This window comes from Pseudomonas sp. GW821-FHT07F05 (assembly GCF_059418765.1).
In genome coordinates this window covers 286,860-301,733 of the sequence record NZ_JBWKQL010000002.1, presented here as the reverse complement: position 1 = coordinate 301,733, position 14,874 = coordinate 286,860, and the positions used below count along the sequence as shown (strand labels likewise).

At 62.3% G+C, this 14,874-nt stretch carries 9 protein-coding genes; 2 read left to right on the top strand and 7 right to left on the bottom strand.

The genetic code is table 11. The features are described 5' to 3' along the window. Positions 1–10 precede the first annotated feature (10 nt). From AC07RO_RS05530 to AC07RO_RS05505, 6 genes are all read right to left on the bottom strand, one after another. A complete protein-coding gene (locus tag AC07RO_RS05530; RefSeq protein WP_495085481.1) occupies positions 11–1,195 on the bottom strand; it encodes an acetyltransferase domain-containing protein in 1,185 nt (394 codons plus the stop codon). A gap of 193 nt (positions 1,196–1,388) precedes the next feature. After that, positions 1,389–3,116 carry a gamma-glutamyltransferase gene (gene ggt, locus AC07RO_RS05525; protein WP_495085480.1) on the bottom strand — a complete coding sequence of 576 codons (1,728 nt, stop codon included), beginning with the start codon at positions 3,114–3,116 and terminating at the stop codon, positions 1,389–1,391. A gap of 160 nt (positions 3,117–3,276) precedes the next feature. Then, entirely contained in the window at positions 3,277–3,960 is a 684-nt protein-coding gene (locus AC07RO_RS05520; protein ID WP_423571351.1) for a TIGR04211 family SH3 domain-containing protein, read from the bottom strand. A 381-nt stretch (positions 3,961–4,341) separates the two neighbouring features. Beyond that, complete coding sequence (gene glgB, locus AC07RO_RS05515; RefSeq protein WP_495085479.1) at positions 4,342–6,591, bottom strand: 1,4-alpha-glucan branching protein GlgB; 2,250 nt, start codon at positions 6,589–6,591, stop codon at positions 4,342–4,344. Positions 6,592–6,593: 2 nt separating this feature from the next. Next, a complete protein-coding gene (gene treS / locus AC07RO_RS05510) occupies positions 6,594–9,914 on the bottom strand; it encodes a maltose alpha-D-glucosyltransferase (protein ID WP_346625997.1) in 3,321 nt (1,106 codons plus the stop codon). A gap of 16 nt (positions 9,915–9,930) precedes the next feature. Next, positions 9,931–11,967, bottom strand: coding sequence for an alpha-1,4-glucan--maltose-1-phosphate maltosyltransferase (locus AC07RO_RS05505; protein ID WP_346630383.1), 2,037 nt, complete (start codon positions 11,965–11,967; stop codon positions 9,931–9,933). A gap of 339 nt (positions 11,968–12,306) precedes the next feature. On the opposite strand from AC07RO_RS05505, the gene AC07RO_RS05500 reads away from it, so the two are divergent. After that, on the top strand, positions 12,307–12,483 hold the full coding sequence (locus AC07RO_RS05500) for a hypothetical protein (RefSeq protein WP_163022162.1): 177 nt from the start codon (positions 12,307–12,309) through the stop codon (positions 12,481–12,483). 161 nt (positions 12,484–12,644) lie between these two features. Here the strand turns inward: AC07RO_RS05500 and AC07RO_RS05495 are convergent, their stop codons facing one another. After that, positions 12,645–13,190 carry an MgtC/SapB family protein gene (locus tag AC07RO_RS05495; protein ID WP_192173894.1) on the bottom strand — a complete coding sequence of 182 codons (546 nt, stop codon included), beginning with the start codon at positions 13,188–13,190 and terminating at the stop codon, positions 12,645–12,647. 232 nt (positions 13,191–13,422) lie between these two features. On the opposite strand from AC07RO_RS05495, the gene mapR reads away from it, so the two are divergent. After that, entirely contained in the window at positions 13,423–14,859 is a 1,437-nt protein-coding gene (mapR, locus tag AC07RO_RS05490) for a GntR family transcriptional regulator MpaR (RefSeq protein ID WP_495085478.1), read from the top strand. The last annotated feature ends 15 nt before the right edge of the window (positions 14,860–14,874 follow it).

Here is a 14,874-nt window from a genome sequence, read left to right as displayed (position 1 = left end):
ATGGCCGTGCTTAGAAGTATTTCAGCCAGGCGATGTCCCGGCGTCGCGCCTTGAGCGCCGCGAACCCGCTCACTGCCGGCAACAGCACGACAGTGAGCACCGCGGCGCAACCCCACAGGCCGAGTACCGAGGTGAAGCCGAAGTATTGGCCTTGGGTCGTACCCCAGATCGCGACCGCGCCGACATACAGTAGCTTCAGCACATACAAGTGCAGCAGATAGAAAAACATCGGCGCGGCGCCAAAAGTCACCAGCGGTCGCAGCCATGGCCTTCCCTGCTGCCGCTCCAGCCAAGCCAGCACCAGCAAGCCGACGCCCAGGGTCAGGCTGATGAACAGCAACGACGGCGGGTATTTGGTGACGTTGAGGACGCTCATCAGCGTGTGGGCCGTGGTGTCACCCTCCACCCACGGCTTCTCCCCATAGCCGTTGATGCCGCGCAGGGCGAGAAACAGCGTCAGTGCGCCAAAACCCCAGGCGATCAGGTGGATCTCGCGCTTCTCCGCATTCGCGTCGCGGCCAAACCACGGCCCCGCGGCGTAGCCCACGGCAATCACGCCGATCCACGGCAGCAGTGGGTACGAGGTGCGCAAGCGCACACTGTCGCCGACCTCGATCCAGCCGCGGTCATGCAGAATCGCCCACGGAATGTGCATCGCCGAGCCCACGGCAAAATGCACGTTGTCCAGCAGATTATGCCCGGCGATGATCGCCAGCCCCAGCGCCGCCAGCACACCGCGCGGCAATACCACCATCGCCGACAGCGCAATCATGCTCAGGCCAATTGCCCAGATGACCTGCAGGTAAATCACCGTCGGTGGAAACTGGAACGTCCAGGCGAAATTCACCAGCGTCAGTTCCAGCACGATCAACACCAGCCCCCGCTTGAACAGAAAGCCCGCCACCGCGCCCTTGCCCGCATGCCGTTCACCGTACAGCCAGGCGGAAAGCCCGGTCAGGAACACGAAAAGCGGTGCGCAGAAATGCGCGAGGGTGCGGCTGATGAACAGATCGACGCTGGTGTGAGCGACATCCATCGGGTCGCTGACCTGGTGGTGCAGAAAGAACGTCTCGCGCACGTGGTCCAGCAACATGAAGATGATGATCAGCCCACGCAGGGCATCGATCGATTGCAGGCGGCCGGGGTGGGCGATGGACGTGGCGGGAGATTGCAGAGGGACAGACAGGGTTTGCATACGCAGTGGACTCTCGAAGCGCGATAACCGACAGGCCCATGTCAGGCCTGTAAAAAGCGAGTTATAACATAACACTTCAAGGTGTCCTGCGTGCAACCAAAATCACGCGCAGGGTGCGGCCCGAAACCACCACAATGCCTCGTCACCGGCCATGAGCACCCTGCCCCGTCCGGTGACTCGGCTGTCGCGCAGATCAATAACCGAGCGACAACCCCGTGCTGCGACGCGGATCGTTGGCGCCGTAGAAACGGTTATTACCCACTGGCTTCCCACCGAGCGAAGGCGCGCCAACGAGAATGGCAGCCAGATGATTGGCGTCCTGGGGGCCGGCGAATTTGTGGCCCCAGCTTTCCAGGATCTTTTGGGTGTCGGGGCTGACGGCGAAGGTTTCCAGGTTGGTGGTTTCCGGCATCCACTGCTGGTGGAAGCGAGGCGCATCGACCGCTTCCTGGATGTTCATGCCGTAGTCGATGACGTTGAGCATGGTCAGCAAGGTGGCGGTGATGATACGGCTGCCCCCTGGGGTGCCGACGACCATGACGGTTTTGCCGTCCTTGGTGACGATGGTCGGGCTCATCGACGACAGCGGCGACTTGCCCGGGGCGATGGCGTTGGCTTCGCCTTGTATCAGGCCGTACATGTTCGGCACGCCGACCTTGGAGGTGAAGTCGTCCATCTCGTCGTTGAGGATCACGCCGGTGCTGCTCGCCATCACCCCTGCGCCGAACCAGTCGTTGAGGGTGTAGGTGACGGACACCGCGTTGCCCCATTTGTCGACGATGGAATAGTGCGTGGTGTTGTTGCCTTCGTGGGGCGCGACGCCGGGTTTGATGTTCTGGGAGATCCCGGCTTTCTGCGGTTCGATGGCGGCGCGCAGCTTGGCGGCGTAGTCGCGGTCGAGCAGATGGCTGATCGGGTTCTTGACGAAGTCCGGGTCGCCCAGGTAGCTGTTGCGGTCGACGTAGGCGTGACGCATGGCTTCGATCTGGTAATGCAGGCCCTGGGCGGAGTGATAACCCAATTCCTGCATCGGGTAGCCTTCGAGGATGTTCATGATCTCGCAGATGACCACCCCGCCGGAGCTAGGTGGCGGCGCCGAGACCACGTGGTAGCCGCGGTAATCACACTCGATCGGCGCCAGTTCGCGGGTCGCGTATTTGTCGAGATCCGCCTGGGTGATGATGCCCTTCCCCGCCTGGCTGGAATCGACGATGGCCTTGGCCACCCAGCCCTTGTAGAAAGCGTCGCTGCCTTTGGCGGAGATTTCCTTGAGGGTTTTGGCGAGGTCTTTCTGCACCAGGGTATCGCCGACTTGGAGCGGCTGGCCCTTGTTCAGGAAGATCGTGCCGAGGTCTTTGGCGTCGGCCTTGAACTCGTCGGTGGCGGTGCCAAGCAGGTCAACGTCTCCCTGCTCCAAGGCGAAGCCGTTTTCAGCGAGCTTGATCGCCGGCGCAATGACTTCGGCGCGTTTTTTGGTGCCGTATTTGCTCAGCGCCATTTCCATCCCGGACACCGTGCCGGGCACGCCGACGGCCAGGTGACCCTTGGAACTCAGGTCCGGCACGACGTTGCCGTCCTTGTCCAGGTACATGTTGGCGGTGGCCGCCAGCGGCGCTTTTTCGCGGAAGTCGAGGAAGGTCTTGCGCCCGTCTGCCAGCTGGATGGTCATGAAACCGCCCCCGCCCAGGTTGCCGGCGGCGGGATAGACCACGGCCAGCGCATAGCCCACGGCAACGGCCGCATCGACTGCGTTGCCGCCCGACTTGAGCACGTCAACGCCCACGTGGGTGGCCAGGTGTTGTGCGGTGACGACCATGCCGTTTTCAGCGGCAGCCGGGGCCACGGAAGCGGCGTGAGCGCAGGACAGACCTAGGATCAGCGCCGTCGCAACGAGGGACTGGGCGAAGGGTTCGAACTTCATGGGCGGTTTCTCTTTTTCTTGTGATGGGGGGACAGCATGGGCAGAGAGTGCCCCGCACTAAACTAGCGCATGGGGGGAAAGTTGCCAGTGAGCGTTGAAAACCCGGCAGGGTGAATGCCGGGCGCGGTGCGCGTAGATGCAGGACAGCGCTGAGTCTGCTTCAGAACCAGCGATCGTTGCGCTTGCGGCCCTTGGTCAGGGACGGGAGGATCAGGCCCAGCAACAGGCCCGCGCCAGCGATGCTGCCGCCGTAGACCATGTAGCGCATCAGCACCTGATTGTTCTCGTCACCCAGTTTCGCCTGGGTGGTGCGCAAGTCGGACTGGGCGCTGGCCAACTGCGCGTTCAGGTCCTTGGTGCGGGCCTCAAGCTCGTCGACCAGTTTCTTGCGCGACTCGAGGGTTTCCTGCATGCCCTGAACCTTGGTCTTCCAGTCGTCGTCGATGGTTTTCAGTTGCGCGCTGAGATCCGCGGCTTTCTGCGTCAGTTGCGGCAAGCGCTCCGCCTGCCCCGGCACTTCCTGCAGGTCAGCGGTGGGAATCCAGACGTTGTCGCCGGCGCTGCCGCGCACCTGGCTGTAGTCGCCCTGGGTGTTGATCAGCTCGACCTTCTGACCGGATTTCAGCGTGCCGACGATGCGATAGCCGTCGGTGGGGCCACTGCGCACGTAGGTGCTGAGGGTGTCGCTGACCCAGCGGTCCTTGCTCTGCGTTTCGGCGTGGACCAACGGGCTGGCAACGGCAACGGACAACAGCGAGGTCAGCAGGCCGGCGTTGAGCAAACGGCGTCGAACGCCCGGCACAGGGGTAAAGCGAAAGGAAACATCGGAGGGAGAAATTGGCATGGATAATCTTCGACAAATTGAAAAGAAGGCCGGTGGGCGGGCCGCATGCAAGGGAATCACGCCTGGTCGGACAGCGACGAACAACGCGCTGCAACTGCTGGAATAGGCATCTGGCGCGGGCGAAATTCAGCCGGACGCGAAGGCCGTGGCCCCAGCGTACTGCGCGCGCAGTGGTCAACAGACCATTCAAAAGATGTCAGGTTCAGTGACGAGGGATGACATTCGTCCGGGAAAGGTCCCACAACCTTTGTCGGCAGGGCAGAAACGACTGTGGGAGCGAGCCCGCTGGCGAATGCTTCATCAGGCGATCAGGTCGACTGATAGAACGCTATTCGCGAGCACGCTCGCTCCCACAGGTTCACAACAGTGTGGCGGAGGAAATCAACCCTCGTGCTGCAGCTGCTCCACGGTCGGCTTGAGGATCACCACACCCAGCGGTGGCAGGTTCAAGGGCAGCGAGAACGCCTGGCCATGGCTCTTGATGTCGTCGGTGCGCACGCCACCGCCGTTGCCGAAGTTGGAACCGACATAGATCCCCGCGTCGCTGTTGAACAGCTCGGCCCACTTGCCGCTGAACGGCACGCCGACACGATAGCCTTCGCGCGGCACCGGTGTCAGGTTGGCGACCACCAGCAACGGCTCGCCCTCCTTGCTCCAGCGCAGGTAGGCATAGACGCTGTTACCGGCGTCGTCACCGATTACCCACTGGAAACCCTGTGGCTGGCAGTCCTGCTCGTACAACGCCTTTTCCGTCCGGTACAGGCGGTTCAGGTCGCTGACCAGCGAGTGCACGCCCTTGTGCTCGGCGTACTGCAGGAAATGCCAGTCCAGTTCGGTGTCGTGGTTCCACTCGCGCCACTGGGCAAACTCGCAGCCCATGAACAGCAACTTCTTGCCCGGGTGGGTCCACATGAACGACAGGTACGCGCGCAGGTTGGCGAATTTCTGCCAGCGGTCGCCAGGCATCTTGTCGATCAAGGAATGCTTGCCGTGCACCACTTCATCGTGGGAAATCGGCAGCACGAACCGCTCGGACCAGGCATAGACCAGGCCAAAACTCAACTGAGAGTGGTGATGCTGGCGATGGATCGGGTCCTGCTCGATGTACTTGAGCGTGTCGTGCATCCAGCCCATGTTCCACTTGTACGAAAAGCCCAGACCGCCCTGTTGGGTGGGCTGCGAAACGCCCGGCCAGGACGTCGATTCCTCGGCAATGACCAGCGCGCCCGGCGCTTCGATCGCGACCACGTCGTTCAAGTGGCGCAGGAAGTCGATGGCTTCCAGGTTTTCGCGGCCGCCGTAACGGTTCGGGACCCATTCGCCGGCGTTGCGGGAATAGTCGCGATACAGCATTGACGCCACCGCATCCACGCGCAGCGCATCGACGTGGAAGTTCTTCAGCCAATGGATACCGGAGGCAATCATGAAACCGTGGACTTCGGTGCGACCCAGGTTGTAGATCAGGGTGTTCCAGTCCTGATGGAAACCTTCATGGGGGTTGGCGTATTCGTACAGTGCAGTCCCGTCGAATTGGGCCAGACCGTGTGCATCTGTCGGAAAGTGTGCCGGCACCCAATCAAGAATCACGCCGATGTCGTTACGGTGGCAGGCATCCACGAAGGCGGCGAAGTCTTCCGGTGTGCCGTAGCGCGCGCTCGGTGCGAACTGCGACAACACCTGATAACCCCATGAGCCGCCGAACGGGTGCTCCATGATCGGCATCAATTCGATGTGGGTGAAACCCAGGTCCTTGATGTAAGGAATCAGGTTTTCAGCCAGCTCGCGCCAGTCGTACGGGCGATCCGGCTCGTCATCGCCGCCGTGGTGCCACTGCCACGAGCCGGCGTGCAGCTCGTAGATCGACAGCGGCTGATGAATGTCATGCTTTTCGCCCCGGGACTGCATCCAGTCCTGGTCCTGCCACTCGAACGTCAGCGGTGCAGCGACTTTCGACGCGGTTGCCGGCGGCAGCTGGGTGGCCAGGGCCATCGGGTCAGCTTTCAGCGGCAGAACGCCGTGCTGGCCGAGGATTTCGTACTTGTACGCTTCGCCCGGGCCGATGCGCGGGATGAAAATTTCCCACACGCCGGTCGGATGACGCAGGCGCATCGGGTGACGACGGCCATCCCAGCTATTGAAATCGCCCACCACGGACACTCGGCGGGCATTCGGTGCCCATACCGAGAAACGCACGCCGTCGACGCCATCGACATTCTTGACCTGTGCGCCCAGAGCGCTGCTCAGGTCGCGGTGGTTGCCCTCGGCGAAGAGGTACAAGTCCATTTCGCCCAACTGCTCGCCAAAGCTATAAGGGTCTTCGGTGATTTGCTCGCCGGTGGCCCACGAGATTTTCAGCAGATAGGGTTCGCGAACCGCAAAGTGGCCGGCAAAGAAGCCCGGTTTGTCGGACATGCTCAGCTCGCCGAGGTCACGTTCGCCGTCGCGCGAGAGCACGCGCACGGCCAGGGCATTGGGCAGATAGGCGCGGATCACCTGGCCTTCAGCGCCATCGCTGTGGGGGCCAAGCATCGAGAACGGGTCGCGGTGCTCCGCGCGGATCAGCGCGTCCAGGTCGACGGCGCTGGGCAATATTGCGTGGTTGCCGTTACCGAATTGGTCAGAGGCACTCATTTTCATTCTCCATCAGACAGGTCGAGAAGCCCGCGCAAGCCTTGAAGCGGAACCGACAACCATGTCGGCCGATTCTCGGCCTCGTAGGCCACTTCATAAGCGGCTTTTTCCAGGGTGAACAGCGCCAGCGCGGCCGCTTCACCCTTGGCATCTTTCCAGTCGTGACCCACTTCGACGGTGGCCTTGCGATAGCCGTCGAGGAAGGCCTCGCGCGCCTGCCTCAAATACGTCTCGGCCACTTGCTGGCGGGCGGTTTCAGCCTGCACCGACGTGTCGGCACTTTGCGCGTTGCGCAGGGCCATCGCCGCAGCGTAGTCGAACGAGCGCAGTACGCCGCTGACATCTTTGAACGGGCTGTATTTGGCCCGACGTTCCTGCAGCGGACGCGCCGGCTCGCCTTCGAAGTCGATCAGGTAGGCATCGCCCTTGACCACCAGCATCTGGCCGAGGTGCAGGTCGCCGTGCACCCGCATTCTCAGGCCGCCGACTGACTGCTTCGCCAGGGTTTTGACCTGGGCCAGCAGCGCTTTGCGTTTGCCCAGCAGTTCAGTGATGAGCTGCTGATCCTGGGCCTCCAGGGAGTCACGATGCTGTTCAAGCAGCTGCAAGGCGCGCTCGATCTGCGCCGACACGCTCTTCGCCGAGGCCTCGCTGTCCTTGACGCTGGTGACTTCGGTCTTGAAGTCCGGGTTATCCGTCGGGGCGCCGAGGATCACGTGCATCTCGCCCAGACGCTGGCCCAACAAGCCGGCGAAGTCTTTCAGTTCGATCAGAGCATTGGCTTGCTGCTCCAGCGCCGACTGACCGTGGGCCATGTGATCACGCACGGCGCGTTCGAGGTTGTTCTGCGTCCATTCCCACGCATCGCCCTGATTGCTCAGGTAACCCTGAGCGATCATCAGCAGGTTTTTCTCGCCCTGCCCGTCGACGCGCACGACTGCGCCCAACAGCGGCGAGATGTGCGGGTAGCCGGCTTCGGTGAGGTAGGCGCCCATTTCCAGCTCGGGGTGAGTACCGGCCGCGACACGGCGAATCATTTTCAGCACCAGCTTCTTGCCGACCACCACCGAGCTGTTGGACTGTTCGGCCGAGAGGTAACGCACCTCGGCGTCTTCGTTCAGGCCCAGCGGCGCCAGTTGCGACGTGCTCTGGAACTGCAGCTCACCGTCCGGCGTCGCCAGCACGGTGTTGTCCTGCATGCCTTTGATGACGTTGCGAATGAACGGCTCGAGGGTGAATGCATCGGTGATCAAGCCGACCTGACGACCACGACGCACGCGGGACAGGGCCAACTGTTGCGGCAAGGCGCTGCTGATGTCGTCTTCGGGCAACAGGCCGAACGGCAACTGGTAGCGCACCGTTTCGCCGCCGGAGGTGACTTCGATTTCGCTCAGCAACGCCGGCCGCACCGTGGAGCCGAAGCGCACGGCGTAGGCGATGTGGATGCTGTCGATCGCCGTGCCTTTGCCGGCGAACCAGCGGCGTTTCGGCAGATAGACCGACAGCGACTGCTGCTCCATGGTCTGGCGCAGAGGTTCTTCGAGCAATTCTTCCAGGCGCTGCTTGAGCACCAGGGTCGGGAAGTCCGGCATGCTTTGAGCCGGTTCAACGTGCCAGCTGGGCATTTGATTCTCCGCGGCCAGCAAGAACCAGTAGAAGCCGTACGGCGGCAACGTCAGCAGGTAATTGAGCTGGCCAATAGGTGGGAAGGCGCTACCACCGAGCATCTCGACCGGAACAGTCCCGGCATATGGCGCCAGTTCAAGTTCGGCGGCTTGAGAGGCGGCCGAAACGTTGGCGACGCAGAGGATGATTTCGGTCTTGCCGTCCGGCCCGGTGTATTCACGGGTATAGGCCAGGATGCGGCGGTTGCTCGGCGAGAGCATTTTCAGGGTGCCGCGGCCAAAGGCTTTCTGCTGCCTGCGCACGGCGAGCATGCGCCGGGTCCAGTTCAGCAGCGAGTGCGGGTCGTGATCCTGCGCTTCGACGTTGACCGACTGATAACCGTATAGCGGGTCCATGATCGGCGGCAGCACCAGGCTCGCCGGGTTGGCGCGGGAAAAGCCGCCGTTACGGTCGATGGACCACTGCATCGGCGTGCGCACACCGTCGCGGTCGCCGAGGTAAATGTTGTCGCCCATGCCGATTTCGTCGCCGTAGTACAGGGTCGGCGTGCCGGGCATGGACAGCAGCATGCTGTTGAGCAGTTCAACGCGGCGGCGGTCACGTTCCAGCAACGGCGCCAGGCGACGACGAATGCCCAGGTTGATTCGCGCGCGACGGTCCGAGGCGTAGTAATTCCACAGGTAGTCACGCTCGCGGTCAGTGACCATTTCCAGCGTCAGTTCATCGTGGTTGCGCAGAAAGATCGCCCACTGGCAGTTCTCCGGAATTTCCGGTGTCTGGCGCAGGATGTCGGTGATCGGGAAACGGTCTTCCTGAGCCACCGCCATGTACATGCGCGGCATCAGCGGGAAGTGAAACGCCATGTGGCATTCGTCGCCGTCCTTGCCCTTGCGGTCACCGAAGTACAGCTGGGTGTCTTCCGGCCACTGGTTGGCTTCGGCCAGCAGCATGCGGTCGGGGTAGTTGGCGTCGATTTCGGCACGGATCTGCTTGAGGACCTGATGGGTCTCCGGCAGGTTTTCATTGTTGGTGCCGTCACGCTCGATCAGGTACGGGATCGCGTCCAGACGCAGGCCGTCGATGCCCATGTCCAGCCAGTAGCGCATGACCTCGATCACCGCCTTCATGACCTGCGGGTTGTCGAAGTTCAGGTCCGGCTGGTGGGAATAGAAACGGTGCCAGAAGTACTGCTCCGCGACCGGATCCCAGGTCCAGTTGGACTTCTCGGTGTCGAGAAAGATGATCCGGGTGCCGTCGTACTTCTGCGGGTCATCGGACCAGACGTAGAAATCCCGCGCTTTGGAGCCCTTCTTGGCATGCCGCGCGCGCTGGAACCATGCGTGCTGGTCCGAAGTGTGGTTGATGACCAGCTCGGTGATCACCCGCAAGCCACGATTGTGCGCCTCGGCGATGAACTTCTTCGCATCGGCCATGGTGCCGTAGTCGCTGTGCACGCCCCGGTACTCGGAAATGTCATAGCCATCGTCGCGGCGTGGCGACGGGTAGAACGGCAGCAGCCAGATGGTGTTGACGCCCAGCTGGGCAATGTAGTCGAGCTTGGCGATCAGGCCGGGGAAGTCACCGATGCCATCGTCGTTGGAATCGAAAAACGACTTCACGTGGACCTGGTAAATCACCGCATCCTTGTACCAGAGCGGGTCTTCGATAAAGGCAGCGTTGCGGGGTTTCTTTGCCATGACCACATCCTTTGAATTATTGGTTTGTGGCTTTGATGCGCCAGATACCGAACGGCTGGTACGAAGGGTCCAGGCGCATGAACTGGTACTTGCCATACCAGGTCCAGGAATGCCCGGTCATCAAGTCTTCGCCCAGGGTGGCGGCATCGTCCGGCAGGCCCATTTCCCACAGCGGCAGCTCGAACGTCGCTTCCTGCACGTTGCGCGGATCGAGGTTCACGGCGACCAGAATGAAATTGCTGCCATCCGCCGTGCGCTTGCCGAAGTACAGGATATTGTCGTTGTACGCGGCGTAGATCTTCAGGCCGAGGTGCGTCTGCAGCGCCGGGTTCTGGCGACGGATGCGGTTGAGCTGAGCGATCTCGGCAATGATGTTGCCGGGCGCGGTAAAATCGCGGGGACGGATCTCGTACTTCTCCGAGTCCAGATATTCCTCTTTGCCTGGTACGGGCGCCGATTCACACAGCTCGAAGCCTGAATACATACCCCACAGGCCCGACCCCATGGTCGCCAGCGCCGCGCGGATCAGGAAGCCCGGACGACCTGAGTCATGCAGGAACGGCGGGTTGATGTCCGGCGTGTTGACGAAGAAATTCGGGCGGTAGCACTCGCGCCATGGCGACTCGTTGAGCTGAGTGAAGTACTCGCTCAGCTCGGCCTTGGTGTTGCGCCAGGTGAAATAGGTGTAGCTCTGGGAATAACCGACCTTGCCCAGGCGCGCCATCATCGCCGGTTTGGTGAACGCCTCGGCGAGGAACATGACTTCAGGGTGCTTACTGCGCACGTCGGCAATCATCCATTGCCAGAACGGCAGCGGCTTGGTGTGCGGGTTGTCGACGCGGAAGATCTTCACGCCCTCCTTCACCCAGCCAAGGATCACGTCACGCAGCTCGGTCCACAGGCCAGGAATCGCGTCCGGCGCATAGAAATCGACGTTGACGATGTCCTGGTATTTCTTCGGCGGGTTTTCCGCGTAACGAATGGTGCCGTCCGGACGCCACGAGAACCAGCCCGGGTGTTCCTTGAGCCACAAGTGGTCCTGGGAGCACTGGATGGCGAAATCGAGGGCGATTTCCAGGCCATGCTCGGCTGCCGCGGCGACCAGCTCGCGGAAGTCCTCGCGGGTACCCAGTTGCGGGTGGATAGCGTCGTGGCCTCCGTCCTCGCTGCCGATGGCGTACGGGCTGCCCACATCATCGGGCCCTGCGGTGAGGGAGTTGTTCGGGCCTTTGCGGTGAGCGCGACCGATCGGGTGGATCGGCGGGAAGTACAGCACGTCGAAGCCCATGTCGCGGATCATCGGCAGGCGCGAGTGGACGTCCTTGAAGGTGCCGTGACGCTTTTTGTCGTCGGTGATCGAACGTGGAAACAGTTCGTACCAACTGGCGAACTGGGCCAGCTCTCGTTCGACGTCCAGCGGGAATTCCAGGCTGCGGCTCAAGAACGCGTGGTTGTCGGCCTTGGCCATGACGCTGGCGGCGTCACTGCTCAGCAGCAGCGCCACCTTGGCCTCGTTTTCAGTCGCTTCGCCGAAGCGCGTGATCAAGGTGTCGAGTTGCCCACGTACTTCCAGCTTGCTGCGCTCGGCGGCGTGCACCAGGTGCAGACGTCCTTCTTCCAGCTCCAGATCAATTGTCACCCCAGCGGCGTATTTCTTTTCCAGCTCGTAGCGGTAGCTGCCGAACTGATCGATCCAGGCTTCAAGGCGATAGACGTAGCGGGTGAAGGTCGGCGGGGTGAATTCGCCGGTCCAGCTGTCATTGCCCAGCTCGCGCATGGGCACCGATTGCCATTCTTCATCGTCGATGGCCCGGTAGACGATACGTACGGCCATCTTGTCGTGGCCGTCCGCGTAGATTTTGCTGGTGACCGTGACCGGCTGACCGACAACGGCCTTGGCCGCCAGCTGACCATTATCGATCACCGGCTGGGTGTCCTCGATCACGATCCGCGGCAGCTGCAAGGCTTGGGTCAGGGGGATAGGGTGGATAGAGTGGAGAACATCGTTGGCCAGGGAATCCGGGCCGTACGGCTGATCAGCAGTATCATTCATCGAGCATCACTCCTCACGCCCAGGGACGCCCACCGTGGGGCGCCCATTGCTTCAGCGTCTTTGTCCATAACATAAGAGAGAGCCACGGGATCAACGCATCCGGACGTGGCAGCATAGGTTCCGAACGCCAGCCTCGGGCAAAAGTTCAAACAGCTTGCATGACGTTTGATCAAGTCACCCCAGGGATAATGGCAGGCCATGGGCTCCGGCGTAACGGGGTATCCAGGCGGATTGAGTGAATCATTGCCAGGGCGCTGCGGTCGACATGTGTGCGTGCTGACGGGTGTGCTGCAACGTCACCTGACACGTCCTCTCGACGAACCCAAGGAAGCGAAGACCATGAGTATTCCCGTTCCCGCAGAAACGCCCGATCCGAACATCGACGACCCCGAGCTGCCGGTGCCCAAGCCCGAGGAGCCACCTTCCCCGCTGATGCCTCCGGTGATCGAACCGCCGGTGGGTGACCCGCCAAGCGGCGAGCCACCGGCGATTCTGGATGACACGTTTCCTGAGTGATTTCTTGACCCGACGCGGTGTTGTGGGACCGGCTCTAGCCGGGAAGCTTCTAGATGGCTAGCCGCTATGTTGAGGGTGCGCCAACTGGCCTCTTCCCGGCTAAAGCCGGTCCCACTATTAATCGAGCGTCACACCTTCAATACCCCTGAATAACCGCCGGACTAAGGCTCCTGTGCATCGCCACCCGTCCTGCGGGCAGGGTCGTGTGCACGTTCTTCCGCCGACTCAACCCGCCTGACGATCATGGGCATCAGGCTAAAGATGCCCAGTGCCAGCACCGTACTCAAGACTGCCGTCATCTCCCTGCCCATCCCGGCCGCGATACCAATGGCCGCGGTCATCCACAAACCGGCCGCCGTGGTCAGGCCTTTCACCTGAGTGGCATTGAGCGCATCACCCTTGAGGATGGTCCCGGCGCCGAGAAAGCCGATCCCCGCCACAATGCCCTGCACCACCCGGCTCAAAGCAGCGTCGTCGGCACCGGCCATGCGCGGCACCAGCACAAACAGCGCGGCCCCCATGCACACCAGCATGTGCGTTCGAACCCCGGCCGCCTTGCCCTTGTGTTCCCGCTCGAAACCCAGAATCCCGCCCAGCAGCGCCGCGATGACCAGGCGTATGGTCACGCGGGTGATCTGCCCGGCATCGGTGATATCAGAGAACTCGGCCTGCAGTGTGTCCACCACTTCTTCCCACCAGGCATTCATCAGCGCATTCCCTTTGGTTAACGTCAGTGCGGTATGGACCGCAGGGCTGGGCGAGAGTGCGGGAGGTGGATACCGAAGAGATGCGCCTGATCCGGTGGTTGTCAGCCGATCTGCATCTGTACTAATCCGCCGGCCGAGGGCATATTGCGCTCCTGCAGCCGGGTCCTCCACCCTGCCCCAGTCGCTTGTGTATGGCGGCTGCACCTCAGAAGCCACTCAGCACGAGCCCGCCATGAAGCGCTACGAAAAGTTTGCCGACGACATTGCCGAGCTGATCCGGTCCGGGGTGCTGGCTGCAGGGCAACGGGTGCCTTCAGTGCGCTACGCCAGCCAGACCCACGGCATCAGCCCGTCTACGGTGTTCCAGGCGTACTACTTGCTGGAACGTCGAGGCCTGATCCGGGCACGCCCGCGCTCCGGCTACTTCGTCAACGACAGTGTCCGCCTGCAGGGTCTGGGCGGTGAGGTTTCAGAGCACGATGCGCGCCCGGCGCCACAGGTAAGCGAGTCCACCGAAGTCGACGTCAGCGATCTGGTGTTCTCGGTGCTGGAGTCCATCAAGGACCCGAACACCGTACCCTTCGGTTCCGCCTTCCCCAGCGCCGGGCTGTTCCCGTTGCAGCGCCTGGCCCGTTCCCTCGCCAGCGCAACCCGCGACATGGACCCGCGCATGGTGGTCAGCGACCTGTCGCCCGGCAATCCGGCCCTGCGCCGACAAATCGCGCTGCGGTACATGGTCGCCGGGCAAATGCTGCCCATGGACGAGCTGCTGATCACCAACGGCGCCCTCGAAGCGCTGAATCTGTGCCTGCAAGCGGTGACCGAGCCCGGCGATCTGGTGGCCATCGAGGCGCCGGCGTTCTACGCCTGCCTGCAGGTGCTCGAACGGCTGAAGCTCAAGGCGGTGGAAATTCCGGTGCACCCGCAACAGGGCATTGACCTGGCGGTGCTTGAACAGGCGCTCGAGCGCTACCCGATCCGGGCCTGCTGGAGCATGACCAGTTTTCAAAATCCCACCGGCGCGACGGTGCCTGAAGCGCGCAAACGGGAACTGGTGGAATTGCTGCGCACGCATGAAGTGCCGCTGATCGAGGATGACGTCTACGCCGAGTTGTATTACGGCCAGCACGCGCCGAAACCGGCGAAGGCATTTGACACTGAAGGGCTGGTGCTGCATTGCGGCTCCTTCGCCAAGAGCCTGGCGCCCGGTTATCGGGTGGGCTGGGTCGCTGCGGGACGTTATGCGCAAAAGGTCGAGCGGCTGAAGATCATGACCTCACTGTGCGCCTCGATGCCGGCCCAGGCCGCCATCGCCGATTACCTGCAACATGGCGGTTACGACCGCCACCTGCGCAAGCTGCGCCACAGCCTGGAAGATCAGCAGCGCGCGATGCTCGGCGCCATCGCCCGGTACTTTCCGGCGCAGACCCGCGTCAGCCAGCCCACCGGCGGGTACTTCCTGTGGGTTGAGCTGCCGGAACAGATCGATTCACTGAAAGTGTTTCAGGCCGCCCTCGCCCAGGGCATCAGCATCGCCCCCGGCCCGATGTTCTCGCCAACGCGGCGGTTCAAGCATTTCATCCGCCTGAACTACGGCAGCCCGTGGGGTGAGACGGCTGAAAGGGCGATGGAGACGCTGGGAAAGATCATTCGCTCGATGATGGGTTAGCCGGCTTTGGATATG

Coding starts and splice junctions, on each gene's coding strand:
- ggt (WP_495085480.1), bottom strand. CDS start 3,116: ATGAAGTTCGAACCCTTCGCCCAGTCCCTCGTTGCGACGGCGCTGATC.
- AC07RO_RS05500 (WP_163022162.1), top strand. CDS start 12,307: ATGAGTATTCCCGTTCCCGCAGAAACGCCCGATCCGAACATCGACGAC.
- glgB (WP_495085479.1), bottom strand. CDS start 6,591: ATGAGTGCCTCTGACCAATTCGGTAACGGCAACCACGCAATATTGCCC.
- AC07RO_RS05530 (WP_495085481.1), bottom strand. CDS start 1,195: ATGCAAACCCTGTCTGTCCCTCTGCAATCTCCCGCCACGTCCATCGCC.
- treS (WP_346625997.1), bottom strand. CDS start 9,914: ATGGCAAAGAAACCCCGCAACGCTGCCTTTATCGAAGACCCGCTCTGG.
- AC07RO_RS05520 (WP_423571351.1), bottom strand. CDS start 3,960: ATGCCAATTTCTCCCTCCGATGTTTCCTTTCGCTTTACCCCTGTGCCG.
- mapR (WP_495085478.1), top strand. CDS start 13,423: ATGAAGCGCTACGAAAAGTTTGCCGACGACATTGCCGAGCTGATCCGG.
- AC07RO_RS05505 (WP_346630383.1), bottom strand. CDS start 11,967: ATGAATGATACTGCTGATCAGCCGTACGGCCCGGATTCCCTGGCCAAC.
- AC07RO_RS05495 (WP_192173894.1), bottom strand. CDS start 13,190: ATGAATGCCTGGTGGGAAGAAGTGGTGGACACACTGCAGGCCGAGTTC.